The organism is Curtobacterium sp. MCPF17_051, assembly GCF_003234595.1.
Lineage (GTDB): Bacteria > Actinomycetota > Actinomycetes > Actinomycetales > Microbacteriaceae > Curtobacterium > Curtobacterium flaccumfaciens.
In genome coordinates, this window is the sequence record NZ_QKSE01000008.1 from 150730 (window position 1) to 175325 (window position 24596).

General features: G+C 70.5%; 28 protein-coding genes. 8 read left to right on the plus strand and 20 right to left on the minus strand.

Annotation, left to right across the window (positions count from 1 at the left end):
• The first annotated feature begins 247 nt into the window (after positions 1-247).
• Positions 248-457, plus strand: a complete 210-nt coding sequence (locus tag DEJ35_RS08185; protein WP_017887662.1) for a cold-shock protein — start codon at positions 248-250, stop codon at positions 455-457.
• Between the two features lie 110 nt (positions 458-567).
• On the opposite strand, the gene DEJ35_RS08190 is transcribed toward DEJ35_RS08185, so the two are convergent.
• Positions 568-1254, minus strand: a complete 687-nt coding sequence (locus tag DEJ35_RS08190; protein WP_111192541.1) for a hypothetical protein — start codon at positions 1252-1254, stop codon at positions 568-570.
• 64 nt (positions 1255-1318) lie between these two features.
• Positions 1319-1861 carry an amino-acid N-acetyltransferase gene (locus DEJ35_RS08195; protein WP_181419931.1) on the minus strand — a complete coding sequence of 181 codons (543 nt, stop codon included), beginning with the start codon at positions 1859-1861 and terminating at the stop codon, positions 1319-1321.
• Between the two features lie 120 nt (positions 1862-1981).
• On the opposite strand from DEJ35_RS08195, the gene DEJ35_RS08200 reads away from it, so the two are divergent.
• The 5 genes from DEJ35_RS08200 to DEJ35_RS08220 all read left to right on the plus strand — a co-directional run bounded on the left by DEJ35_RS08200 (position 1982) and on the right by DEJ35_RS08220 (position 5487).
• Positions 1982-2434 (plus strand): SRPBCC family protein, encoded by a 453-nt coding sequence (locus DEJ35_RS08200; RefSeq protein WP_110858523.1) that lies wholly within the window; start codon positions 1982-1984, stop codon positions 2432-2434.
• 192 nt (positions 2435-2626) lie between these two features.
• Positions 2627-3070, plus strand: coding sequence for a hypothetical protein (locus DEJ35_RS08205; protein WP_111192542.1), 444 nt, complete (start codon positions 2627-2629; stop codon positions 3068-3070).
• Positions 3067-3522: a hypothetical protein gene (locus DEJ35_RS08210; protein ID WP_110858521.1), complete on the plus strand. Its 456-nt coding sequence runs from the start codon at positions 3067-3069 to the stop codon at positions 3520-3522. The genes DEJ35_RS08205 and DEJ35_RS08210 overlap by 4 nt, the downstream gene beginning before the upstream one ends.
• 4 nt (positions 3523-3526) lie before the next feature.
• Positions 3527-4477 carry a hypothetical protein gene (locus DEJ35_RS08215; RefSeq protein WP_111192543.1) on the plus strand — a complete coding sequence of 317 codons (951 nt, stop codon included), beginning with the start codon at positions 3527-3529 and terminating at the stop codon, positions 4475-4477.
• Positions 4474-5487: a hypothetical protein gene (locus DEJ35_RS08220; RefSeq protein ID WP_111192544.1), complete on the plus strand. Its 1014-nt coding sequence runs from the start codon at positions 4474-4476 to the stop codon at positions 5485-5487. Before DEJ35_RS08215 ends, DEJ35_RS08220 begins: the two co-directional genes overlap by 4 nt.
• A 269-nt stretch (positions 5488-5756) precedes the next feature.
• Here the strand turns inward: DEJ35_RS08220 and DEJ35_RS08225 are convergent, their stop codons facing one another.
• Positions 5757-8276 carry an ATP-dependent Clp protease ATP-binding subunit gene (locus DEJ35_RS08225; protein WP_027467068.1) on the minus strand — a complete coding sequence of 840 codons (2520 nt, stop codon included), beginning with the start codon at positions 8274-8276 and terminating at the stop codon, positions 5757-5759.
• 224 nt (positions 8277-8500) lie between these two features.
• Positions 8501-8977, minus strand: coding sequence for a Clp protease N-terminal domain-containing protein (locus tag DEJ35_RS08230; protein WP_181419930.1), 477 nt, complete (start codon positions 8975-8977; stop codon positions 8501-8503).
• A 70-nt stretch (positions 8978-9047) separates the two neighbouring features.
• On the opposite strand from DEJ35_RS08230, the gene DEJ35_RS08235 reads away from it, so the two are divergent.
• Positions 9048-9980 carry an NAD(+)/NADH kinase gene (locus tag DEJ35_RS08235; RefSeq protein ID WP_110858517.1) on the plus strand — a complete coding sequence of 311 codons (933 nt, stop codon included), beginning with the start codon at positions 9048-9050 and terminating at the stop codon, positions 9978-9980.
• 182 nt (positions 9981-10162) lie between these two features.
• On the opposite strand, the gene DEJ35_RS08240 is transcribed toward DEJ35_RS08235, so the two are convergent.
• The 15 genes from DEJ35_RS08240 to tilS all read right to left on the minus strand — a co-directional run bounded on the left by DEJ35_RS08240 (position 10163) and on the right by tilS (position 23617).
• The gene (locus DEJ35_RS08240) at positions 10163-11221 is read right to left on the minus strand and encodes a sigma-70 family RNA polymerase sigma factor (RefSeq protein WP_111090750.1); all 1059 of its coding nucleotides are present in this window, start codon (positions 11219-11221) and stop codon (positions 10163-10165) included.
• A gap of 353 nt (positions 11222-11574) precedes the next feature.
• Positions 11575-11709 carry a hypothetical protein gene (locus DEJ35_RS17560; RefSeq protein WP_258320880.1) on the minus strand — a complete coding sequence of 45 codons (135 nt, stop codon included), beginning with the start codon at positions 11707-11709 and terminating at the stop codon, positions 11575-11577.
• 63 nt (positions 11710-11772) lie between these two features.
• Positions 11773-11955, minus strand: coding sequence for a hypothetical protein (locus tag DEJ35_RS08245; RefSeq protein ID WP_146244767.1), 183 nt, complete (start codon positions 11953-11955; stop codon positions 11773-11775).
• 98 nt (positions 11956-12053) lie between these two features.
• Positions 12054-12257, minus strand: coding sequence for a hypothetical protein (locus tag DEJ35_RS08250; protein WP_071245264.1), 204 nt, complete (start codon positions 12255-12257; stop codon positions 12054-12056).
• Positions 12258-12286: 29 nt separating this feature from the next.
• Entirely contained in the window at positions 12287-13813 is a 1527-nt protein-coding gene (gene lysS / locus DEJ35_RS08255; RefSeq protein ID WP_110858514.1) for a lysine--tRNA ligase, read from the minus strand.
• 671 nt (positions 13814-14484) lie between these two features.
• Positions 14485-15177, minus strand: a complete 693-nt coding sequence (locus DEJ35_RS08260; protein ID WP_181430124.1) for a Rossmann-like and DUF2520 domain-containing protein — start codon at positions 15175-15177, stop codon at positions 14485-14487.
• On the minus strand, positions 15174-16934 hold the full coding sequence (locus tag DEJ35_RS08265; protein WP_111192546.1) for a PH domain-containing protein: 1761 nt from the start codon (positions 16932-16934) through the stop codon (positions 15174-15176). The genes DEJ35_RS08260 and DEJ35_RS08265 overlap by 4 nt, the downstream gene beginning before the upstream one ends.
• 9 nt (positions 16935-16943) lie before the next feature.
• Positions 16944-17465 (minus strand): PH domain-containing protein, encoded by a 522-nt coding sequence (locus tag DEJ35_RS08270; protein ID WP_110858512.1) that lies wholly within the window; start codon positions 17463-17465, stop codon positions 16944-16946.
• A 24-nt stretch (positions 17466-17489) separates the two neighbouring features.
• Positions 17490-17981, minus strand: a complete 492-nt coding sequence (locus tag DEJ35_RS08275; RefSeq protein ID WP_111192547.1) for a DUF3180 domain-containing protein — start codon at positions 17979-17981, stop codon at positions 17490-17492.
• Positions 17978-18532, minus strand: coding sequence for a 2-amino-4-hydroxy-6-hydroxymethyldihydropteridine diphosphokinase (gene folK, locus DEJ35_RS08280; protein WP_111192548.1), 555 nt, complete (start codon positions 18530-18532; stop codon positions 17978-17980). Before folK ends, DEJ35_RS08275 begins: the two co-directional genes overlap by 4 nt.
• Positions 18529-18918, minus strand: coding sequence for a dihydroneopterin aldolase (gene folB, locus DEJ35_RS08285; RefSeq protein ID WP_027467059.1), 390 nt, complete (start codon positions 18916-18918; stop codon positions 18529-18531). Before folB ends, folK begins: the two co-directional genes overlap by 4 nt.
• Positions 18915-19883 carry a dihydropteroate synthase gene (folP, locus tag DEJ35_RS08290; RefSeq protein ID WP_181419928.1) on the minus strand — a complete coding sequence of 323 codons (969 nt, stop codon included), beginning with the start codon at positions 19881-19883 and terminating at the stop codon, positions 18915-18917. Before folP ends, folB begins: the two co-directional genes overlap by 4 nt.
• A 6-nt stretch (positions 19884-19889) precedes the next feature.
• Positions 19890-21878, minus strand: coding sequence for an ATP-dependent zinc metalloprotease FtsH (gene ftsH / locus DEJ35_RS08295; RefSeq protein ID WP_111192549.1), 1989 nt, complete (start codon positions 21876-21878; stop codon positions 19890-19892).
• Between the two features lie 158 nt (positions 21879-22036).
• Entirely contained in the window at positions 22037-22588 is a 552-nt protein-coding gene (hpt, locus tag DEJ35_RS08300) for a hypoxanthine phosphoribosyltransferase (RefSeq protein WP_017887686.1), read from the minus strand.
• A gap of 9 nt (positions 22589-22597) precedes the next feature.
• Positions 22598-23617 (minus strand): tRNA lysidine(34) synthetase TilS, encoded by a 1020-nt coding sequence (gene tilS, locus DEJ35_RS08305; RefSeq protein WP_111192550.1) that lies wholly within the window; start codon positions 23615-23617, stop codon positions 22598-22600.
• Between the two features lie 64 nt (positions 23618-23681).
• Between tilS and DEJ35_RS08310 the strand changes: the two genes are divergently transcribed.
• Positions 23682-24173, plus strand: coding sequence for an inorganic diphosphatase (locus DEJ35_RS08310; RefSeq protein WP_027467055.1), 492 nt, complete (start codon positions 23682-23684; stop codon positions 24171-24173).
• Here DEJ35_RS08310 and DEJ35_RS08315 read toward each other — a convergent pair.
• Complete coding sequence (locus DEJ35_RS08315; RefSeq protein WP_111192551.1) at positions 24143-24574, minus strand: C40 family peptidase; 432 nt, start codon at positions 24572-24574, stop codon at positions 24143-24145. The two genes, DEJ35_RS08310 and DEJ35_RS08315, sit on opposite strands and share 31 nt — an antisense overlap.
• Positions 24575-24596 lie beyond the last annotated feature (22 nt).

Consider the following 24596-nt stretch of genomic DNA (forward strand, 5'->3'; position numbering starts at 1 on the left):
GACGCACGGGTAGCCAGTCGGCCCAGAGCACGCTAGCCTGATGGGACCGCTTCGGCGGCGCTCAACGTCCGGGCGAGGTGGTTTGCCCCTCAACCCGGGCCCCAGGGTCACTGGCCGACAGGCCTGACCCCGAACCCGTCCCGCCGGCACCTGCCCGCGTGGCGCATCACCCCCGTCGACGTACGTCGGGGTCTCCGTCGGTGCATCTGCACCTTGGCGGAAGCAAGAAAGCTAAGGAAACGCCATCATGGCATCTACCGGTACCGTCAAGTGGTTCAACAACGAAAAGGGCTTCGGCTTCATCGCCCCGGACGACGGCAGCGCTGACGTCTTCGCGCACTTCTCTGCGATTGCTGGCAACGGCTACAAGTCGCTCGAGGAGAACCAGAAGGTGGAGTTCGACATCACCGAGGGCCGCAAGGGCCCGCAGGCGGAGAACATCACCGTCCTCGGCTGATCACATCAGCTTGAACAGGCCCCGTCGTCTTCGGACGACGGGGCCTGTTGCTGTTCCCGGCACCCTGCCAGGCACAGCGCAGCCGGAGCGGATCAGAACCGAGAACCCGGTTACTGCAGGATGAACTGCACCGAGGTCTTCGACTCGAGGTTCCCGACGGCGACCTGCAGGTGGTAGCTCGCTCCCCCGGCGGTGACCGCCGGCCGTGACGAGTCGCACGTCGACGTGGACGAGCGGGTCCGGTCCCAGGCGATCGCCGGGGTCGTGAGCGTCTGACCGGACTTGATCGTGACGTCCTGGTTCGTGCCGCCGGTCTGGCAGTCCTTCGACGACCAGTACTGCTCCTGGCCCGAGCTGATGGTCAGCACCTGCTGCGCCGATCCGAGGTCCAGGTGGCACGAGTTCGTGCCGGAGTTCTTGATCGACATCGCGATCTTCGGGTCCTCGGTGGGGCCGTAGGCCGACTTGTCGAGCACCGGGGTCAGGACGATCTGGTCCTTCGTGCAGGTCGAGCCGTCGGCAGCAGCGGGCTTCGACGCAGAAGCCGAGGCGGAACCCGACGGCCTCGGCGCAGCAGACCGCGAGGACTCAGAACCGGCAGACGATGCACCGGCACCAGACCCCGCAGCAGCAGAGGCCGACGCACTCGGCGCCGCCGACGTGGCCCCGCTCCCCCGCCCGACGACGATGAGCACCACGACCAGGACGACGACCAGCAGCGCCCCGAGCACGAGCGCACGGCGACGCCAGTAGACGACCGGCTTCTCGGGCCCGACGGGGTGACGCAACGACGACATGCGCACAGGGTAGACAACGGTGCGGGCCGCACACGGCCACCCCGCCGGTCGGCACGAGAAAGCGTCAGAGGTTCTTCAGCATGCGGGTGTTGCCGAGGGTGTTCGGCTTGACCCGGGCGAGGTCGAGGAACTCCGCGACCCCTTCGTCCGACGAGCGGACCAGTTCGGCGTAGACATCCGGCGGGACGACGCTCTCGCCGATCTCCAGGTACCCGTGCTTCGCGAAGAAGTCGACCTCGAAGGTCAGGCAGAAGATCCGGGCGACCCCGAGTTCACGGGCGTCGTGCTCGAGCGCTTCGAGCATCCGGTGCCCGACGCGCTTGTGGATCCACTGCTCGTCCAGGGCGAGCGTGCGCACCTCGGCGATGTCGTCCCAGAAGACGGCGAGCGCGCCGCACCCGATGGGGGTGCCGTCGGGCCCTTCGGCGATCCGGAACTGCTGGATCGAGCCGTACAGGGCGACGTTCTCCTTGCCGAGCAGGATGCGCCGGTCGACGTAGGGGGCGATGAGCCGCTGGATGTGCGGGACGTCCGAGGCGAGCGCCGGACGCACGAGGATCCCGTGGTCGTCGCGCTCGTGGAACGCGTGCTTCCCGTGCTCTGTCATCCGCCCCACACTACTGCGCGACGCCGGACGCGCACGCCGTCCGCGACGACGCCCGGACGGTACCGCAGGGGGACAGCGCTGCTGAGTGCCGCCCAGGTCGATCGGCCTACCGTCCGGTGCATGCCTCAGATCATCGAAACCGTCGACGTCAACGTCCCCGTCCGCCCGGCCTACGACCAGTGGACCCGTTTCGAGGAGTTCCCGCACTTCCTCGACGAGGTCGAGAAGATCGTCCAGGTGGACGACAAGACCACCGACTGGACCGTCAAGGTCGCCGGCCAGGAGCGCCAGTTCCGCGCCCTCATCACGGAGCAGCACCCCGACGAGCGTGTCGCCTGGACCGTGAAGGACGGCGAGACCGAGCACGCCGGTGTGGTCACCTTCCACAAGCTCTCCGACACCGAGACGCGCGTGACCGTGCAGATCGACTGGGAGCCCTCCGGCATCCTCGAGAAGCTCGGCTCCGCCGTGGGCGTCGGCGGCCACGCCGTCAAGAAGGACCTGCAGAACTACAAGGAGCGCGTCGAGAACGCGCCGACCCAGCCGGGCTGGCGCGGCGACGTGCAGGCGTAGTCCGCACCACACGACGGACGGGAGGCGCGGTGCCAGTCGGCACCGCGCCTCCCGTTCGTTCGTCCCCCGTTCGGCATCCCCCCATCGAAATGCCGACCTGACGAGCGAGCGCGAGCCTGGCAGAGTGGTGACACCGGCCGACGCGCTGGGTCAGTTTTATCATGTCTGAGACAGATGTGAGAGTGGGGACACGTGATCGAGTACAACGACGACGACGCGCACCGTCGGGAACTGTCGCGCAAACTGCAGCTCCTGATGGACGTCGTCGAGGCCAACTCCGGCCACCGGCCCCCGTACAAGGAGATCGCCGCCGAGATCGAGGCGCAGGGCGCGTCGATGAGCCGCCCGCGCTGGGGCTACATGCTCGGTGGCAACGGTCCGGCCGTCCGTGACCAGCGACTCCTGGCGGCCCTGGCGGCCTACTTCGGCGTCCCGGCCGAGTACCTGACCGACGCGGCCGGCAACACGGACGTGCCGGAGCGGGTGCAGGCGCAGCTGGAGCTCGTGCTCGAACTCCGCAAGCGCGAGGTCGTGGCGTTCGCCACCCGGCGTCTGGGCGAGTTCGCCTCGGCGGACGAGATCCGCGAGTTCACCGACCACCTGCGTCGCCTGGACGAGTCGGGCGGCACATCGTGAGCGGGTACCGCGACCGGTTCGGCGCCCTGCGTCGGCAGACCGAGGCCCGTCGCCGCGTGCAGCGCCTCGGACTCCCCCGCCGCCTGTCCCTGCCGGAGCTGACCGCGCGGGCCGAGGCGGCACTCGGCAAGCCGATCCACGTGCGCACCACCGAGCTGCCGGGCGACCTGTCCGCGCGGCTCATCCAGCGCATCGACCACGCCCTGCTCGAGACCCGCCCCGGCCTGTCCGAGCGCTCCAGGGTGGCCTGCGTGCTGCACGAGCTCGCCCACGTGTTCATGGACGACACCGGCTGCGACCACCAGGCGTACACGGGGCTGCTCACCGGCCGGACGGCGTTCACCCGCTCGCTCGACACCCCGCACGAGCAGGCCGTCGAACTCGTCGCCGATCAGCTCGCGCTGCGGATCGGCCTGCTCGACCCCGAGGGCCAGCCCGGGATCTTCCGGTGACGCGGTGACGCTGCACGTCTGGGGGTCGATCCCGGTCTGGCTGATCCTGGCGGCGCTGGTCGTCCGGCTGATCCTGGTGCGCACCCAGTCGGCCAGCGTCACCTGGCTGATGGTCTGCTGCAGCTGCGTCGCCGTCGGGCTCACGATCAACCAGCCCGACGTCACGACGTTCCTCGCCGGTGTGACGCACGTGCCGAATATCGCCGACCTGATCGGCCGCTGCCTGATGGTGTGCGGCATGTTCGCCCTCGCGCAGTCGGTCGAGGCCGCCGCACGCTCGGCCAAGCTCCTGCGCGCCAGCCGCATCATCGGCTGCGTGCTCGTGCTCATCGCCCTCGTCGTGCTGTTCGGCCTGATCGACGCACCGACCCCGACGGCGCAGTTCATGGTGGTCTACGGCGACCAGGTGCCGACCGCGCTGTACTCGGCGGTCGAGATGACCTACATCGCCATCGTGATCGCCCGGTCGGCCGTCGCCGTGCTGCGCGGGTTCCGGAGCGACGACGGACTCGGCCGCCTGTACTGGCTCTTCGTCGTCGGTGCCGCCGGCCTCGTGCTGCTCGCCGGCATCGCGATCGCCCTCGACGCCGTGCACGTCGCCGGCGCCGACGAAGCGGTCGGGGTCCTGTCGAAGCTCTACACCCCGGTGTTCCTCGGCTCGATGGTCCTGCTCGCAATCGGCGCGGCCGGCGGCGTGCTGCCCGACGCCGCACGGGAGTTCCGCGACTGGCGGGCCGCCCGACGCCGGTTCCGGGCGCTCGAACCGGAACTCCGGCGGCTCGAGACGGCATCGGGCAACACCGGGCTCTACTTCACGATCGTGTGGCAGCGTCGCCAGTGGCGGAGTCGGCAGCACCGGCTCTCCGTCGAGATCGAAGACCGCGCGCGCGAGGCCGGGCAGGACATTCCGGCCGCTGCGACGCTCACCACGGCACGACTCAGGGAGATCACATGACCGGCGCACGCATCACGGCACTCGGCACCGCGGCGGGGGCGGTCGGCACGCTCGGACTCGGCGCCTTCGTCGCACGGCGGCTGCTGTTCCCGACGCCGTACGCGGCGACCGCCACGGTCCGCAGCGCCACGGACACCGAGGTCGAGCTGACCGCCACCCGCGACACCCGCCTGCCGGGCACCTACGACCTGCAGCGAGACGACACCCGGGTGCAGGTCGGCCCGATCGTCGCCGCGACCGGGGCCGGCAGCGACGGCGACACCGTCCGCCGCGGCGTCACCGGCACCGTGGCGACCGGTGACTGGGGCTGGGACGCCCTGCGGTACGACGGACCGGACGACGTGCCCGGCACCGAGCCCGAGGCCGCCACGACCCACGTGGTCCACGTGCACGGGCAGTCCCTCGGGCCGCGCCAGGTCCTGCGCGGTGTCGGGGTCTGGCGGTCGCTCGGCGCCTCGTCCGAGGTCGTCGACACCACCGACCTGCCGCTCCGCTCCCTCGACGCCGGGGCAGCGGACCGCATCGTCGCCGCCGTCCGCGCCGCCCGGGCCCGCGGTGCTCAGCGCGTCGTGCTGCAGGGCTGGTCCGCCGGCGCGCTCGCCTGCTCCGTCGCCGCCGCGCGCGTCGACGTCGACGGACTCGTGGCCGTCTCGCCCCTGCTTGACGTCGCCTCGGCACTCCGCGGGGCCGTCCGTGGGGCGCGCCTGCCCGCGTTCATCGGCACGGTCGCCGCCCGCATCGCGACCACGAACGTGCTGTCACGGCTCGCCGGGGCCCCGACTCCCGTGACGACGACCACCTGGCAGGCCTCGTCGACGCCGACGCTGCTGATCCACTCCGAGGCCGACGCCCTGGTCGCGGTCGACGACGTCGCCGCCGTCGGGGCACAGCAGGGCGCCACCACGGTCACGTTCCGCACGGCACCGCACACGCTCGAGTGGAACGAGGACCCGGAGCGCTGGGAGCGCGCAGTCCGCGACTTCGCCGGACAGCTGCCCGACGCCTCCTGACGCGGCTCCACCCCGGACGTGCAACGGCCCCGGTCTGCGAACAGACCGGGGCCGGCTGCGTCTCGATCCGTTGGGGGGAACCGATCGAGCGCGACGCGCGAGGAGTTGGGGGGAACGTCTCGCGCGTGACCATCACAGTACCCCCGGACGGGGGTCCGTGCCCGCAAGGACGCGCAGATCGGTGATGCGGGATCTGAACGCGACCCGCGAACGGACAGGAGGCCCGGTGCCAGCTGGCACCGAGCCTCCTGTCCGTGGAGTGTCAGGTCCTAGGACTCGATCTCGCCCTGGGGCGTGTCGGTCGCGGCCTCGACCGCGGCTGCACCGGCGAGGACCTCTTCACGGCCCGGCTGACGCCCGGTCTCGAAGTGGAACGCACCGTCGACGAAGTCGACCTTCACGTGGTCACCGGCGTTGAGCTCACCCTGCAGGATGTGCTCGGACAGCTGGTCCTCGACCTCGTGCTGCATCGCGCGACGCAGGGGCCGAGCACCGAGGGACGGGTCGAACCCGACCTTGATGAGCTGCTCCTTGGCCGGCAGCGTGAGCTCGACGGTCATGTCGCGGTCGAGCAGGCGGTCGGCCAGACGCTTCACGAACAGGTCCACGATCTGCAGCAGCTCGGGCTGCGACAGCTGCGGGAACACGATCGTGTCGTCGACACGGTTCAGGAACTCGGGCTTGAAGTGCTTCTTGAGCTCCTCGTTGACCTTGCCGCGCATGCGGTCGTAGCCGACGGCCGAGTCACCCTCGACCTGGAAGCCCACCGGGCCACCGGCGATGCCCTGCGAACCGAGGTTCGTGGTCATGATGATGACGGTGTTCTTGAAGTCGACCACGCGGCCCTGACCATCGGTCAGACGGCCTTCCTCGAGCACCTGCAGCAGCGAGTTGAAGATGTCCGGGTGGGCCTTCTCGATCTCGTCGAACAGGACCACGGAGAACGGCTTGCGGCGCACCTTCTCGGTGAGCTGGCCGCCCTCCTCGAACCCGACGAACCCGGGAGGGGCACCGAACAGGCGGGACACGGTGTGCTTCTCACCGAACTCCGACATGTCGAGGGAGATCAGCGCACCCTCGTCGTCGAACAGGAACTCGGCGAGGGCCTTGGCGAGCTCGGTCTTCCCGACGCCCGTGGGGCCGGCGAAGATGAACGAGCCGGAGGGACGGTTCGGGTCCTTCAGGCCGGCACGGGTACGACGGATGGTCTTGGACAGGGCCGAGATGGCCTCTTCCTGACCGATGACGCGCTCGTGCAGTGCCTTCTCCATGAAGACGAGACGCGAGGTCTCCTCTTCGGTGAGCTTGAACACCGGGATGCCCGTGGCCTGGGCCAGGACCTCGGCGATGATGCCCTCGTCGACGGTGCCGGACGCGGCGACGTCACCCGCACGCCACTGCTTCTCGAGGCGGAGACGCTCGCCGAGGAGCTTCTTCTCCTCGTCGCGCAGGCTCGCGGCCTTCTCGAAGTCCTGCTCCTCGATGGCGGCTTCCTTCGACCCGCGGACCGTCGAGATCTTCTCGTCGAACTCGCGGAGCTCCGGCGGCGCCGACAGGATCGACAGACGCAGGCGAGCGCCGGCCTCGTCGATCAGGTCGATGGCCTTGTCCGGCAGGAAGCGGTCCTGCACGTAACGGTCCGCCAGGTTCGCCGCGGCGACGATCGCACCGTCGGTGATGGACACCTTGTGGAACGCCTCGTACTTGTCGCGCAGGCCCTTGAGGATGTTGATCGCGTGGGGCAGCGACGGCTCGTTGACCTGCACCGGCTGGAAGCGACGCTCGAGTGCGGCGTCCTTCTCGAAGTGCTTGCGGTACTCGTCGAGCGTGGTGGCACCGATGGTCTGGAGCTCACCGCGGGCGAGGAGCGGCTTGAGGATCGAGGCCGCGTCGATCGCGCCCTCGGCTGCACCGGCACCGACGAGCGTGTGGATCTCGTCGATGAAGACGATGATGTCGCCGCGGGTGCGGATCTCCTTCGTGACCTTCTTCAGGCGCTCCTCGAAGTCACCGCGGTAGCGGGACCCGGCGATGAGCGACCCGAGGTCGAGCGAGTAGAGCTGCTTGTCCTTCAGCGTCTCGGGCACGTCGCCCTTGACGATCGCCTGGGCGAGGCCCTCGACGACGGCGGTCTTGCCGACGCCGGGCTCACCGATCAGGACGGGGTTGTTCTTGGAGCGGCGGGAGAGGATCTGCATGACCCGCTCCATCTCCTTCTCGCGCCCGATGACGGGGTCGAGCTTGCCGTCGCGCGCGGCCTGGGTGAGGTTCCGGCCGAACTGGTCGAGGACCTGCGAACCCTGCTGCGCGTTCTGCTGCTGCTCGCCGCCGACGGCGACCGCTTCCTTGCCCTGGTAGCCGGACAGGAGCTGGATGACCTGCTGGCGCACCCGGTTCAGGTCGGCGCCGAGCTTCACGAGGACCTGGGCTGCGACACCCTCGCCCTCGCGGATCAGGCCGAGCAGGATGTGCTCCGTGCCGATGTAGTTGTGGCCGAGCTGCAGCGCCTCGCGCAGGGACAGCTCGAGCACCTTCTTGGCGCGCGGCGTGAACGGGATGTGCCCGGTCGGCTGCTGCTGGCCCTGCCCGATGATGTCCTGGACCTGCTCGCGCACGGCATCGAGCGAGATGCCCAGCGACTCCAGCGCCTTGGCGGCGACGCCCTCGCCCTCGTGGATGAGGCCGAGGAGGATGTGCTCGGTGCCGATGTAGTTGTGGTTGAGCATCTTCGCTTCTTCTTGAGCGAGGACGACAACACGACGGGCCCGGTCGGTGAATCTCTCGAACATGTGCTCTCCCTTGGCCCCTGATGAGCGGAGCCGACGCTGTGCCGGTCTCGTGTGAGTCCGGCCAAGTACTTCGAGAGTAACCAGCGCTCCCCCCGGGGGCTGCCCCTGTTCGCCGTGGGCGTGACCAGGGTGCGTCTTGTGCGCAGTGAGCGAACGACGAGACGGACTGGAGGCCCGTGGCGATCCCGCCACGGGCCTCCAGTCCGCTTGCCGGTCGCGCTGGGTCAGGCGCGCCGCACCGCGCGACGCAGGTCACGTCGGAAACGGCGCGCGTCGACGCCGAGGGCGTCGAGGACGTCGTGCGCCGATCCGGCGAGCGGATCGTCGACCGAGTCGAGCACGGCGAGGACGACGTGCGGCGGTCGGATGCGCTCCGAACGCCCGGCGGTCGTCGCGGCGCGGGCGAGCACGCGCATCGCAGCGGGCGTGCACGCGACGCGGTCGTGTTCTCCGGGGCAGGTGGTGTGGGCGCCGACGAAGGCGCGGATGCCGGAGCGGACGGCGTCGGGGGTGATCCGGTGAGCGTCGAGGACGGGCCGAAAACGGGGCATGCCGGCGCAGAGCGTGACGGCGGCCAACAGCAGGTGTTCGGCGTCGACGAAGCCGAAGCCGGACTCGTGGGATTCGAGGTCGGCGAGCAGCACGATCTCGCGGCCGTGCCGGACGGAAGGGAGGGCGACGGAGAGCTGAGCGGTCTGCATGTATTCAGAATATCTCATGCCTCTGCGGACGACCCGCCCGCATCGGAGGTCCGCTCGGTACGATCCGGTCATGGAGCAGCCCGTCGTCGGCCTCGTCGTCCACCCGACCAAGAACGTGCAGGAGTCCGTGACGACCCTGCAGCGCTGGAACGCGTCCGGCCAGGGCGAGCTGCTCGCCCGCCGCGCGGACGCCCAGCGCATCGGCGGCGGGGTCGACGTGGTCGACGACGACGACTTCACCGACCGCGTCGACCTGGTCGTGGCCCTCGGCGGCGACGGCACCATGCTCGGCGCGATGCGGCTCGTGGCGAAGCGCCCGGTGCCCGTCCTCGGGGTGAACTACGGCAACGTCGGGTTCCTGGTCGAGATCGAGCCGCCCGAGCTCGAGAGCGCGCTCGAACGACTGTCCGCCGGCGAGTACCAGCTCGAGCCGCACCACGCGCTCGAGGCCAGGTTGTCCTGGGGCGGTGCCCGCACCGACTACCTGGCGTTCAACGACCTGACCATCGTGCGGCGGCCCGGCGCCGGGCAGGTCTCGGCCGACCTCAGCGTCGGGGGCCTCGGGTACGGGTACTACCGGGCCGACGCCATCGTCGCCTCAACCCCCGCCGGCTCGACCGCGTACAACTACGCCGCCGGTGGGCCCGTGCTCTCCCCCGCACTGTCCGGCTCCGTGGTGACGCCGGTCGCGCCGATGGCCGGGATCGACCGATCCGTGGTGCTCGCCGCGCGGGAGCGCTACCGGTTCGACATCGCCGAGGGCACCAGGAGCGCAGCGCTCGAGGTCGACGGGCTCGTGGTCGGCGAGGTGGCCACCGGGGCGCAGATCGACATGCGGCTCCGCAAGGACGCCGGCAGTGTGGTGCGCCTCGACGCCGAGCGGCACGGGCGTACCGGGCGGGTGAAGCTCAGCCTGCTCGACCTGCCGGTGCGGCCAGACCAGTTGGTCGAGCTCATCCCGAGCGACCTGCGGCAGAAGCTCCGGCGCGAGATCGACGACTGACGCCGCGTCGGTGCTGGCCCTGGCCCTGGCCCTGGGACCGGCCCGGGCCCCGGGGACGTGAATGGCCCGCTCGAGCAGTGCTCGAGCGGGCCGTCCCATCACCCCACCGGATCGTCTTCCCACAGAACGACCCGGTTTCCCCGCGCCGGCACGGGTGAACGTACCGGCCGAAGTCCGCTGACCTAGTTGGTCAGGTACAGCTGCATGTCCTGCGAGACCGCCTTGGCGAACAGACGCAGCTTGGCGCGCGACTCCACGCGGCTGACGGCCTGGCGCGTCGTGTGCACGATCTTCGAGATCTCGTCGAGGGTCATCGGCTTGTCGTCGTCCAGGCCGTAGCGCATGCGGATGACGTTCGCCTCGTCGCTGGGCAGCTCGGCGACGATGGAGCGGATGTCGCGGTGCAGCAGCGTCGTCTCGGTGAGCTCGTTCGGGCTCGCGGCGTCCTCGTCCTCGATGAAGTCACCGAGTTCGCTGTCGTCGGAGTCGCCGACCACGGTGTGGATCGAGACCGGCTCGTGCGAGCGGCCCTTGAGGTCGACGAGCTCCTCGACGCTCATGCTCAGCTCGGCGGCGACTTCCTCCGGCATCGGCGCACGGCCGAGGTCGACGGTCAGGTCACGCTCGGTGCGCGAGATCTTGTTGATGAGCTCGACGGTGTGCACCGGGATGCGGATCGTGCGTGCCTTGTCGGCGAGACCACGCGAGATGGCCTGGCGGATCCACCAGGTGGCGTAGGTCGAGAACTTGTAGCCCTGCGTGAAGTCGAACTTCTCGACCGCACGGACCAGGCCGAGGTTGCCTTCCTGGATGACGTCCATGAAGGGCAGGCCGCGCTGCGAGTACCGCTTGGCGATGCTCACGACGAGGCGGAGGTTCGAGGTGATCATGCGCTCCTTGGCGCGCTCACCGTCACGGACGAGCCAGCGGAGTTCACGCTGCAGGGTCTTCGCGAGACCCTTCTCGGTGGCGAGCTTCTCTTCGGCGAAGAGCCCGACCTCGATGCGGCGTGCGATCTGCGCTTCTTCCTCGGCGGTGAGGAGCGAGAGACGGCCGATGTGACGGAGGTAGTCGCCGACCTGGTCGACCGAGGCGCCGCGGACACCGGCGAGCTGCTCGTCGGCCTCGACCTCGGTGTCGAGGGAGGTGGTGGCGGACTCGGCGGTCGCGGTCTTCGATGCCGATGCCTTCTTGGTGGCGGTGCGGCGGGTGGTGCTGGGTGCAGCCGTTGCGATCGTCATGGTGTTTCTCCCTGCGTTCGACGGTGATGGCTTCGTGGGGCGTTGCCGGGGGGTGCTGATGAGTAAAGCGGCCCGGAGGTGTACCCCACAAATCGTTCGGAGCGATTCTCAGGGTTCTCCGTGCTTCGTCATCGAAAGCGTCCCCCGCGGGGTACAGCCCACCGACAGTCTGGTCCCCCATTCGGCCCTAGTTCAAGCGGATAACGCCGTGTTTCCGGCGTTGCAGGCGTGTTTCACCAGCGTTTCCGATCGTGTACCCCAGGCGACTGCGTACTCCGGACATGCAAAAGGGGTACGTCCGACCGGATCAGTGCGATCTGGTCGTCGTACCCCGAATACCGAATGGGTGGGGGTCACCAGGAGGGTTCGAGCCACCCGTCCCGGCGCTTGGAGACCTCGAGGTCTGCGTCTCGGTCGAACTCGTCGTACTCGCTCTCGATGTCGCCGACGAGGCTGCGGCCCGTGAAGGGATGTGCGGTGGTTGCCATGCGGACGATGCTCACCCCGGCACGCGTCGGCGAGGTGAACGGTGCGTGACGGTCCGTCGGCGCTCAGACGTCGAGGTCGTCGACGTCGCCCTCGTCGTCGGGGGCTCCGCCGTCGGCTCCGCGGTCGGTTCGATCGGCACCGTCGGGCAGGCCGGACGCGCGGGACACCGAGTGCCCGAAAGCGTCCTCCACGTCGAGGTCGTCGAGGTCGTCGAGGTCCTCGACGGGTTCCGGGAAGGTCGGCATGCGCGACAGCGTCACACCGCGCGGTGAACGCCGGGTGAAGTCAGCGAAAGGACGTGCGCGCCGGACAGCGCGCGGGGAGCAAGGTGCTGCGGCTGTGGCTACTCGGCCGACGTCGGAGCCGGCGCGGGGCGACCGTGCTCACGCTCGAAGCGGGCACGCTCCTCGGCCTCGACCTTGGCGTACGCGGCACGCTCGGTCCGGTCGGCACGCATGATCGCGCGCATCACGAACCAGAAGATCAGGCCGACGACGATGGTCGGCGTCAGGGCGAAGACGATCCCGCTTACGACTCCTTCAGGCACCCGAGCATCGTACCCCGGTGGACCGGGAGTTACTTGACCAGCGGGAACAGGATCGTCTCGCGGATGCCCAGGCCCGTGATGGCCATGAGCAGGCGGTCGATCCCCATGCCCATGCCGCCCGACGGGGGCATCGCGTGCTCCAGTGCCCGCAGGAAGTCCTCGTCGACGCGCATCGCCTCGAGGTCACCGCCGGCCGCGAGCTTCGCCTGCTCGACGAACCGCTCCCGCTGCACGACCGGGTCGACGAGCTCCGAGTACGCCGTGCCGAGCTCGAAGCCGCGGACGTACAGGTCCCACTTCTCGACGACGCCCGGACGCGTGCGGTGCTGCCGGGTGAGCGGCGAGGTGTCGACCGGGAAGTTCATCACGAAGGTCGGGCGGTCGAGCGAGTCGATGACGAAGTGCTCCCAGAGCTCCTCGACGTACTTGCCGTGCGTGGCGTGGGCGACCTCGACGCCCTCGGCCTCGGCGAGCGCCTGCAGCTCGGACAGCGGGGTCTCCGGGGTGATCTCGCGCCCCGCGGCCTCGGACAGCGAGCCGTACATGTCGATGCGGGGCCACTCGCCACCCAGGTCGTAGGTGCTGCCGTCGGGCAGGGTGACCTCGAGCGCACCACCGGTGACCGCGCGGGTCGCGTTCTGCACGAGCTCCTGCGTCAAGTCGGCCATCTGCTCGTAGTTGCCGTACGCCTGGTACGCCTCGACCATCGCGAACTCGGGCGAGTGCGACGAGTCGGCGCCCTCGTTCCGGAAGTTGCGGTTGATCTCGAACACCCGGTCGATGCCACCGACGACGGCACGCTTCAGGAACAGCTCGGGTGCGATGCGCAGGAACAGCTCGGTGTCGAAGGCGTTCGAGTGCGTCACGAACGGTCGGGCCGAGGCGCCGCCGTGCTGGGTCTGCAGCATCGGGGTCTCGACCTCGAGGTACTCGTGCGCGGTGAAGGTCTGGCGGAGCGAGGCCATCACGGCAGCGCGGGCACGCACGGTGGCGCGGGCCTCGTCGCGGACGATGAGGTCGAGGTAGCGCTGGCGGACCCGCGTCTCCTCGTTGAGCTCGTTGTGCAGGTTCGGCAGCGGCAGGATCGCCTTCGCCGCGATCGCCCAGTCGTCGACCATGATGGACAGCTCGCCGCGGCGCGAGGAGATCACCCGCCCGTGCACGAACACGTGGTCGCCCAGGTCGACGAACTCCTTCCAGCGGGCGAGGGACTCGTCTCCCACCTCGGCCAGGGAGACCATCGCCTGGATGCGCGAGCCGTCGCCCGACTGCAGGGACGCGAAGCAGAGCTTGCCGGTGTTGCGCGAGAACACCACACGACCAGCGATGCCCACGACGTCCTGGGTCTCCTCGCCGGTCTCCAGGTGCGCGTACTGCTCGCGCACGGCCGGGATCGTCGTGGTGATGGGGAGCTCGGCGGGGTACGCCTCGATGCCCGACTCCAGCAGCTTCGCCCGCTTGTCGAGCCGGACCTGTCGCTGCTCGCTGGTCTCCTGCTCGGCCAGTGCGGCGGCGGCGGCGATCGCGGTGTCGGGGGTGACGGTCTCGTCGGTCATGCGGGTGCGGCTCCGATGGTCGTGGGGGTCGGGGGAAATGCTACCCGCGCCGCGGTCCCGCCCCCGAACCGTGGCCGCCCGGCCCACAGTTCCCGCCCCCTCGGCTGAATTGAGCGGTGGGTCCCGACCACCCCGGGCTGCAGAGCTACGGGCTGCCGGGCTGCCGGGCTGCCGGGCTGCCGGGCTGCCGGAGCCGAGACCGCGGTCACGACACCCCGCCCGCACCACGCCCGCCGGTCACGATCCGCCGCCCGGAGCGCCCCCGACCGACACTTCACGACCACTCGGGCGGACTGAGCGGGGAGTCTTGACCAGCCGGAGTTCCCGAGCCCGCCGGAACAGGAGCCGAGACTGGGGTCACAACTCTCCGCATGCGTCAGGCCCACCGGTCACAATCTGTCGGCTTGAGCACGCGCAACCGACAGGTCGTGACCACTCGGGCGAACTGAGCGGGGAGTCTTGACCAGCCGGAGTTCCCGAGCCCGCCGGAACAGGAGCCGAGACCGCGGTCACAACTCCCCGCATGCGTCAGGCCCACCGGTCACAATCTGTCGACTTGAGCACGCGCAGCCGACAGGTCGTGACCATTCGGCGGAACTGAGCGGGGAGTCGCGACCTCTCGAGCGCCCGGCCCCGACTTCCTCCCCGCGCCGCGGCCCGCCCCCGAACCGCTAGAGCGTCGACTGCCCGTCGGCGGCGGTGAGCGCGTTGTCGACGGCGGAGCGGACGAGCGCACCGAGGACACGACCCGGGTGTTCGACGCCGATGCCGGACAGGGTGCCCGCCGACTGGTCCACGATCGCGGTCGAGAAGCTCACGGCGGCCCCCACCGCATCGGCGTAGGCGGGCCGGTCGCCCTCGGCCACGACGAACGGTTCGGCGCCCATCTCGACCACGAGCGCCTGCGCGATCGGCAGGACGGGCGCCGGTGCGGTCACCGCGCAGTACGCGTCGCGCAGCCGGGACAGGTCGACGCTCGTGCCTGTGAAGGCCATCGCGGGGTGGATCGCCAACGGGATCGCACCGGCAGCCATCGCCGGGGCGAGGATGCCGACGCCGTGGTCCGGGCTGGTGTGCACGACGAGCTGCCCCGGCTGCCAGATCCCGGCGTCCGCCAGACCCTGCACGAGCGAGGCGAGCTGGTCGTCCGGCACCGCGAGCAGCACGAGTTCGCTCCGCTCCACCAGGTCCGGCGTCGCGAGCACCGGGGCGCCCGGCAGCATGGCCTCGGCGCGGTCACGGCTCTCGTCGGACACGGCGGTCACCCCGACGACGGCGTGCTCCGCGTTCGCGAGAGCCGCTCCGAGGACGGGTCCGACCCGTCCGGCGCCGACGATGCCGACCCCGAGACGCCCGGCCCTCATCGTGCGGCTCCGGTCGGGGGGACGTCGCCCCAGCCGGCAGGGACGGCACCGGACCGGTGGTCCGCCGTCGGTCCGGCAGGGGCTCCGGACCCGGGCACGGTGTCGGCCGCAGCGTGCGTGGCCGTCGCGGGACGGGCCTCCCGTTCGCGCCAGCGGTGTGTCGTGTCGACCGCTGCGGCCTGGACGGCACGCTGCGTCGTCTCCGACCACAGGCGCTGCGCGTCACGCGCGTCGAGCGCGCCGACACGGGCCGAGACCGGACCGGCCACGGTGTGGACGTGGACGGCTGCGAGCCGCAGGGCACGCTCGAGCGGACCCTGCTCGACCTTGACGCTCTGCACCCGGGGCAGCGGCACGATGACGAGCGAGCGCCACACGGCACCGAGCCGCAGCAGCACCGCACCCTGCACGAACCGGTAGCCGTTGCGCCGGAACGCGAACGGACGGAGCCAGGCGCCACGTCGTGGGGAGTGCACGAAGCCGCCGCGGTCGCCCGAGGTAGTGAGGCTGTCGTCGACGACGTCCACGGCTTCGGCCGCACCCTCGCGCAGGGCTTCCTGCGACGCTTCCGGGCCGGCGACGACGGCGCCGACGAGCCCGGGCAGGATGATGTCGAGGACCTCGCGGACGTCCGCCGTGGTGCCCACGGGCAGCACGATCGAGGACACCTGCTGGTTGCTCGACGCCCCGTTGCCGGCGCTCGTCGCACGGTTGATGCGGATGTCCCACCAGCCGAACGGACGCCACAGCAGCGGCTGCGCGACGCTGACGGCGTGGATGCGGCCGGGCGGCAGCGTCTCGTTCGACGTCGAGACCAGCCCGAAGCCGATCCGGATGCCGTCGCGGGTCTCGGCGATCGTGTACTGCAACGAGCGGGAGAACTTGCGGACGTAGTAGCCACCGGCACCGAGCACGGCGGGGAACAGCCCGAACAGCAGGCCGTACTCGCCGGTGACGGCGACGCTGACGATCATCGCGGTGATGACGAGCACGAGGAACAGCGTCGTGCCGGACAGCAGCATCGACGCGATGAGGCGACCGGGGCGCACCTTGACGATGCGGGTGGCGTGCACGGCTGCCGGGTCGAGCTCGGGCGAGAACATCTCGTCGACGCGGTCCTGCAGTGCTCCGTGCGACTGCCGCGACGGACCACCGTGGCCGTCGTCGTCCTTCGCGCCGGACGCCAGCACCAGGATCCGCTGCCGCAGGTCGTCGGCGGCACGGGCCCCGAGGTAGGCGAGCTGCACGTTGGCGTCGTTGCCGGCCTGCGCGATCTCGAGCTTGGCGGTGCCGAACACCCGGGGCACGAGCGGCCGCTGGATGTTGATGCCCTGGATCCGGTCGAGCCGGGCCTTCCGGTGGTTCCGGAACAGCACGCCCGAGCGCACCTCGACGATCTCGCCGGTGACGCGGAACTCGTGCATGCGCCAGGACAGGTAGAACAGCCCGATCAGCACCACGAGCAGCACCACGATGCCGAGCAGGACCCAGCCGACGACGCCGTGCTCGTACACGTACCGGACCGGGTCGCCGTCCTCCTGCTGCTCGCCCGGGATGAAGAACTCGACGAGCCGGTCACGCAGGCTGTTCAGCACGTAACCGAGGATGACGATGAGGAAGATCCCGCCCTTGAGCAGCGGGGTGAGCGGGTGCAGGCGGTGCCACTCGCCGTCGGTCAGGGGTGCCGCGGCGGCCGCGTTGCCCCGGGTGGGCGGCGCGGGCGGAGCGGGTGGCGGGGTGCCCGGTCGGAAGGTCACGGACGACCCCTACAGTCCGGCGCGACGGGACTCGGCGAGCTCGACGAGGCGGTCGCGCAGCTCGTCGGCGTCCGCTGCCGGGACACCCGGGATCCGGACGTTCGTGGCGGCGGCGGCGGTGACGAACTTCAGCTCGCTCATGCCGAGCGCCCGGTCGAGCGGCCCGCGGGCGACGTCGACGAGCTGCATCCGGCCGTACGGGACCGCCGTGAACCGCTGCCACATGAGCCCGCGGCGCACGACCAGGTCGTCGTCGCGGAGCGCGTAGCCGATGGCCCGGACCCGTCGGGGTGTGAGCGCAGCGGTGATCGCCGTGACGACCGCGACCACGATGCCGATGGTGAGCCACACGGTGCCGGCTCCGGAACCGAAGCCGCCCGTGACGATCCCGATGAGCACGCAGCCCGCGGTGAGCACGACACCGATCACGAGCGTGGCGATGAGTTCGGTCCACACGAGCTTCGCGGACACCCGCTGCCAGGCGATCCCACCGAGGCCGAGGCCGGGCTCGTCGAGTCGTTCACGCGGCATCGCGGGCCTCCTGGGGTTGCTCGGTCAGTTCACCGTCGTCGAACCGTTGCGGGGATCATCACGGTCGTCGTCGTCACCCGGGGGTGCGATGCACATCCGCTCCGCCACGAGTGCGCAGACCGTCAGGACGATCCCGCCCCCGACGGCGATCACGTTCGGCAGGGTCGAGCCTAGCGAAGGCGTCGCGGAACGGGTGAGCAGGTACAGCACGAGGCCGAGGGCGAACCCGCCCAGCAGCGTGCCGCAGATGCTGGACGCCTTCGCGAGCACGACGACCCGCGTCGCGTAGAGCGGGTCGACCGGCCGCTGGCGTCCGGCGCCGTCGCGCGCGTGTCGGCGCACCGGGCGCGCCATGAGCACGACGGCGACACCGATGAACGCGAGCGTGATGCCGAGCGGGACCGAGAACAGGAACGTCGGCAGCTGGCGCGACGCCAGGACGGCGTCGAGCGCGAAACCGGCGACCACCGTCACGACGGCGACGCTGAGCAGCGTGGAGGCGCGGGTGGGCTTCATGCGCTGGTCGCGCTCCCCGCCGGCCGGGAGGCCCGTGCCGGCTCCGCGAACAGGCGCGGCTCGTCGACGCGCTCGGTGTCGTCCCCGACGGCGGCGAGCAGGTCGGCCACCGGTCCGACACCGGGCAGGACGGCCTCGGGGTCGGCGTCGAGCCACGGGGCGAGCACGAACGCGCGCTCCGCCGCCCGGGGGTGCGGCACGACCAGGGTGTCCGTGGCGATCCGCAGGTCGTCCACCGCGACGACGTCGAGGTCGAGGGTGCGGTCGCCCCACCGGACCTCGCGCGTGCGGCCGTGGGCGTCCTCGATGCCGTGCAGGGCGTCGAGGAAGGCCTGTGGCTCGAGGTCGGTGTCGACGACCACGACGGCGTTCCGGTAGCGGGGCTTCGACGTGTCGAGGCCCTCGAGGGTCACGGCGACCGACTCGACCTCGCGGCTCGAGGCCACCGGCTCGACCCCGGGCAGGGCGGCGATCGCGGTGGCGGCGGCGCGGAGCGTGCTCCCCCGGTCGCCGAGGTTCGCTCCGAGGGCGACGACGACCCGGTGGGTCATTCTTCTTCCTCGTCCGGCACCGTGGCGCCGCGGGTGCGTCGGATGGTGATCGAGACGTCGGTGAACGGCACGGTGATCGGGGCCTGCGGCTTGTGCACCGTGACCTCGGTCGCCAGCGCGGCACGGTGGGTGAGCACGGCCGCGGCGATGCGCTCGGCCAGCGTCTCGATCAGGTCGACCGGGTCGCGTTCGATCTCGGCGACGACCTGCTCGGCGAGGACGCCGTAGTGCACGGTGGCGTCGAGGTCGTCGCTGCCCGAGGCGGCACGGGCGTCGAGCTCCACGGCGACGTCGACGACGAAGTCCTGGCCGTCCTCGCGCTCGTGGTCGAAGACGCCGTGGTGTCCGCGGGCGCGGACCCCGGTGAGTCGGATGGTGTCGTTCACGATCGAGCTGCCCTCCAGGCGTCCCAGACGTCGAGCACGGCACGGGTCGGTGCCGGGTCGTGCACGCGCACACCCCACGCGCCGCGTTCGGCGGCGAGCAGGCTGATGGCGGCGGTGGCGAGGTCGCGCTCCCTGGGCGGAGCGCCCTCGGGGCTCCCGACACCGTCGAGGAACCGCTTGCGCGAGGCGGCGACGAGCACCGGCAGGCCGATCGAGGCGAAGCGCTCGTAGCCGGCCAGGATCTGCCAGTTCTGCACCCCGTGCTTGGCGAAGCCGAGGCCCGGGTCGATGACGACCTGCTCCTGCCGGACGCCGAGCACGATGAGTTCGGCGACCCGGAGCTCGACCTCGCGCCGGACCTCTTCGACCGCGTGGGTGTACTCGGCGTTGCGGTACATCCGGTCGCTGTGGCCGCGCCAGTGCATGACGACGAAGCCGACGCCCGTCGACGCCACGACCCGGGCCATGTCCGGATCGGCGAGGCCGCCGGAGACGTCGTTGACGATGGCGGCGCCGAGGTCGACCGCGCGCTCGGCCGTCGCGGCGTTCATGGTGTCGACGCTGACCGGGATCCCCTCGGCCACGAGCTGCTGCACGATCGGCAGCACACGTTCCTGCTCGACCGGCACGGGCACGCGCTCGGATCCGGGCCGGGTGGACTCACCACCGACGTCGATGACGTCCGCACCGGCGGCGACGAGGTCACGTGCGTGCTGCACGGCGGCGTCGTAGGCCTGGTGCAGCCCACCGTCGCTGAACGAGTCGGGGGTGACGTTGAGGATGCCGAGCACCCGGGTGCGCTCCTCGGCCGGACCACCACGGTCACGGCGACGGCCGGTCACGACCTCCGGCACCGGCTGGGGTGCACGGAGGTCGATCGCGACCGTCGCCGGTTCGGCGGCGGCGGCGCGGGCACGACTCACCTCGGCGAGTCGACGCTCTCGTCGCGTCGGCAGCTCGGTCATGCCGGCCTACGCGGGGGCGATACCCGGGTTGCCGAACGGGCGACGACGGGTCTTCGAGGTCGACTCGGAGTCCGACGGGTCCGCTGCGGTCGAGGCGGCCTTGCCGGGCACGTCGATCGCGGGCAGGTTGCTGACCGGGCGCTTGTCGCTGGAGAGCCACTGCGGGCGCTCCGGCAGCTTGCGGACGTCCTTGAAGATCTCCACCAGCTCCGGGGCGTCGAGCGTCTCCTTCTCGAGGAGCTCGCCGGCCAGGCGGTCGAGGATGTCGCGGTTGTCGTTGAGCACCTGGTAGGCCTCGTCGTGCGCGGCCTCGAGCAGGGCGCGGGTCTCGGCGTCGACCGTCTGGGCGATGGTCTCCGAGTAGTCGCGACCGGTGCCACCGCTCATGTCACGGCCGACGAACGGCTCGCTCGAGCCGGACCCGAGCTTGACGGACCCGACGGCCTGGCTCATGCCGTACTCGGTGACCATCTTGCGGGCGGTGCCGGTGGCCTTCTCAATGTCGTTCGAGGCGCCCGTGGTCGGGTCGTGGAACACGATCTCCTCCGCGACGCGACCACCCATGGCGTAGGTGAGCTGGTCGAGGAGCTCGTTGCGGGTGACCGAGTACTTGTCCTCGAGCGGGAGCACCATCGTGTAGCCGAGGGCACGGCCGCGGGGCAGGATCGTGATCTTCGTGACCGGGTCGGTGTGCCGCATCGCCGCTGCCGCCAGGGCGTGGCCGCCCTCGTGGTACGCGGTGATCAGGCGTTCCTGGTCGGACATGATCCGGGTCCGGCGCTGCGGGCCGGCCATCACGCGGTCGACGGCCTCGTCGAGGGCACGGTTGTCGATGAGCTGCGCGTTCGAGCGGGCGGTCAGCAGGGCCGCCTCGTTCAGGACGTTCGCCAGGTCGGCACCGGTGAAGCCCGGCGTCTTGCGGGCGAGCAGCTCGAGGTCGACGCTCGCGGCGAGCGGCTTGCCCTTCGCGTGCACCTCGAGGATCTGCTTGCGGCCGGCGAGACCCGGGGCGTCGACGCCGATCTGGCGGTCGAAACGGCCGGGGCGCAGGAGCGCGGGGTCGAGCACGTCCGGACGGTTCGTCGCGGCGATGAGGATGACGTTCGTCTTGCCGTCGAAGCCGTCCATCTCGACGAGGAGCTGGTTCAGCGTCTGCTCGCGCTCGTCGTTGCCACCGCCGATGCCGGCACCACGGTGACGACCGACGGCGTCGATCTCGTCGATGAAGACGATGGCCGGCGAGTTCGCCTTGGCCTGCTCGAAGAGGTCACGGACACGGCTCGCACCGACACCGACGAACATCTCGACGAAGTCCGAACCGGAGATCGAGTAGAACGGCACGCCGGCTTCACCCGCGACGGCGCGGGCGAGCAGGGTCTTGCCGGTTCCGGGAGGGCCGTAGAGCAGCACGCCCTTCGGGATCTTCGCCCCGACGGCCTGGAACTTCGCGGGCTCCTTGAGGAACTCCTTGATCTCGTGCAGTTCCTCGATCGCCTCGTCGGCACCCGCGACGTCGGCGAACGACACCTGCGGGTTCTCCTTGTTGTTGATCTTGGCCTTCGACTTGCCGAACTGCATGACCTTCGAGCCGCCGCCCTGGGCGCTCGAGAGCAGGAACCAGAACAGGGCACCGATGATCAGGAACGGGAGCAGGATGCCGAGCAGCGACAGGAACCAGTTGCCCTGTTGCACGGTGTCGTTGTAGCCGTCCGGCAGGTTGGAGTCGTTGACCGCCTGCACCACTTCTTCGCCGCGGGGCGTGGAGTAGTAGAACTGCTCCTGCTTATCGCCGTCCTTCAGGACGAGGTCGACCCGCTGCTCGGTGGAGTTGATGGTCGCGGACGAGACCTTGTCATCGGAGAGCTGCTCGAGACCCTTCTGGGTGTCGATCTGTTGCGTGCTGCCCTGGCTGATGACGCTCCAGCCGATGAAGATGCCCGCCAGCGCGATCAGCACGTAGAGGTACGGGCCGCGGAAGATGCGCTTGAAGTTCATGTGATCCGGGCGCGAGTGCCCGACACCTTTCTCTGCCGAAGTTGCGTGCAGGTCAGCATACGGCCGCGATTCTGTGGCGAGAATGGGTGTCCTCTGCGGGCGAACTCACCCCCGGGCCAGAGTCGGCCGAGTGCGACCCGAGCGCGGCGTGCCGCCCGTCAGGAGTAGACGTGCGGAGCGAGGACGCCGACACCGCGCAGGTTGCGGTAGCGCTCGTCGTAGTCCAGGCCGTACCCGACCACGAAGGCGTCGGGGATGTCGAAGCCCACGTACTTCACGTCGACCTCGACCTTGGCGGCCTCGGGCTTGCGCAGCAGGGCGACGATCTCGACGCTCGCGGCACCGCGGGACTGCAGGTTCTGCTTGAGCCACGACAGGGTCAGACCGGAGTCGATGATGTCCTCGACGATCAGGACGTCACGGCCGTGCAGGTCGGTGTCCAGGTCCTTGAGGATCCGCACCACACCGGACGACTTCGTGCCGGAGCCGTACGACGACACCGCCATCCAGTCCATCCGAGCCTGCATCTTGAGGTGGCGCGAGAAGTCCGCCATCACCATGACGGCACCCTTGAGCACCCCGACGAGCAGCGGGTCGCGGCCCGCGTAGTCGGCGTCGACGACCGCCGCGAGCTCGGCGAGCTTCTCGTCGATCTGCTCGGGGGTGAAGAGCACTTCGGACAGGTCTGCCTGGACGTCGGAGAGTTCCACCACGCCAGCCTAACCGGCGCTGAACTCGATGCGGTCGCCGGTCCGCGTGGCACGGACGCCCGGCAGGTCGATCGGGCCCTGTCCGCTCCAGTCCGTGACCAGCCGGCAGACCTCGAGCGTCTGCACGCGCGACAGCGTCACCCCGAACTCGCTCTCCACCGCCAGGCGCACGAGTCGCTGCCGGAGCGCCGGCGGGTTCGCCCCGAGCGCCCGCACCGACAGCGAGATGCCCGCCTCGGAGTGCTCGGCGATGTCCTCGGCGATCTCCTCGGCGAAGTGGTCGAGGGCGGCGGAGTCCTCGCGCAGCTGGTCGGCCGTGCGGGCCAGGGCCTCGGGCACCCCGGCACCGAGCTCCCGTTCGAGCACCGGGAGCAGGGTGTTCCGCACGCGCACCCGTGCGTACGCGGGGTCGTCGTTCTGCGGGTCGTGCCACGGCGCCAGCCCCGCTGCGGCGCACGCCTGCCGGGTCGTGTGGCGCCGGACCGACAGGAGCGGCCGGCCGTACGCCGGACCGCCGTCGCGTCGGGCGAGCGGTTGCATGCCGGACAGGCTGTCCGGCCCGCTGCCGCGCAGCAGGCCGAGCAGCACGGTCTCGGCCTGGTCGTCCAGGGTGTGGCCCAGCAGCACCAGGGGTGACCCGGTGGCGGCCGCGACCTCGGCGATCGACGCGTGGCGGGCCTCCCGGGCGGCGCCTTCCGGACCACCGTCGGAGCCGACCGAGACCCTGCGGACCGTCACCGGGTCGAGTCCCAGCTCGGATGCCTGCCGGGAGGCGCGGCTCGCGACCGCCTCGGAACCCGCCTGGAGCGCGTGGTCGACGACCACTGCCCCGGCCCGCAGACCCTGCTTGCCCGCTTCGAACGCGGTGGCCGCCGCCAGGGCGAGGGAGTCCGGTCCACCGCTCAGTGCGACGAGGACCAGGTCGCCTGCGGCGACCACACCGTCGTCGACGGCTGCGGCGAGCAGGTCTCGGACCGCCAGGCGGGTCTCGGCGACGGCGGGGTCGAGCCGGGGACGCGGAGAGTTCACCCGGTAACGTTAGCCGCGCTTTCGCAACACACGACAGTCCCCGAAGCAGACACAGGAGCGCAACATGGCCGCGTACGACGTCGTCGTCGAGATCCCCAAGGGCAGCCGCAACAAGTACGAGGTGGACCACGAGACCGGTCGCGTCTACCTCGACCGCGTGCTGTTCACCTCGTTCGTCTACCCCACCGACTACGGGTTCTTCGAGAAGACCCTGGCCGACGACGGTGACCCCGTGGACGCGCTGCTGCTGCTCGAGTTCCCGACGTTCCCCGGCGTCGGCGTCAAGGTCCGCCCCGTCGGCGTCTTCAAGATGAGCGACGAGGCCGGCAACGACGAGAAGGTCCTCGTCGTCCCCGCCAAGGACCCGCGCTGGGCACACATCCAGGACATCTCGGACGTGCCGGAGCAGACGAAGGCCGAGATCGCGCACTTCTTCGAGCGCTACAAGGACCTCGAGCCGAACAAGTGGGTCAAGGCCGAGGGCTGGGGCGACGCCGCCGAGGCCGAGCGCATCGTGCAGGCCGGTCAGGCCGCGTACGTGCCCGGCTCGCACTGACGATCCCCTGACGACGAACGGCGCCCGCTCTCCATCCGGAGGGCGGGCGCCGTTCTGTGGTGTGCGGGGCGCGCGGCCTCGACCATCGTGCCGTAGCTCGTCACGATCGAGTCGTGGTACGCCCCCGACGCCGTGCCGTTCGACGAGTAGAACAGGATGTCGCCGGGCTGGCGCTGGGACAGCGGGACGAGGCGGCCGATCGACTTGAAGTAGTTGTACTGCCAGACGACGTTGTGGCCGCCGGTCGCGATGCCCTGCGAGCTGTAGGCCATCATCACGAGGCCGGAGCAGTCCCAGGTGTTCGGGCCGGCGCCGCCGAGGACGTACGCCTTGCCGAGCTGACCGCGGGCGTAGGAGATCGCGCCGGCGGCCTTCGAGGGGCTACTCGGGGCCGGTGCGATCTCCTACGCCCGCGGTCAGCTC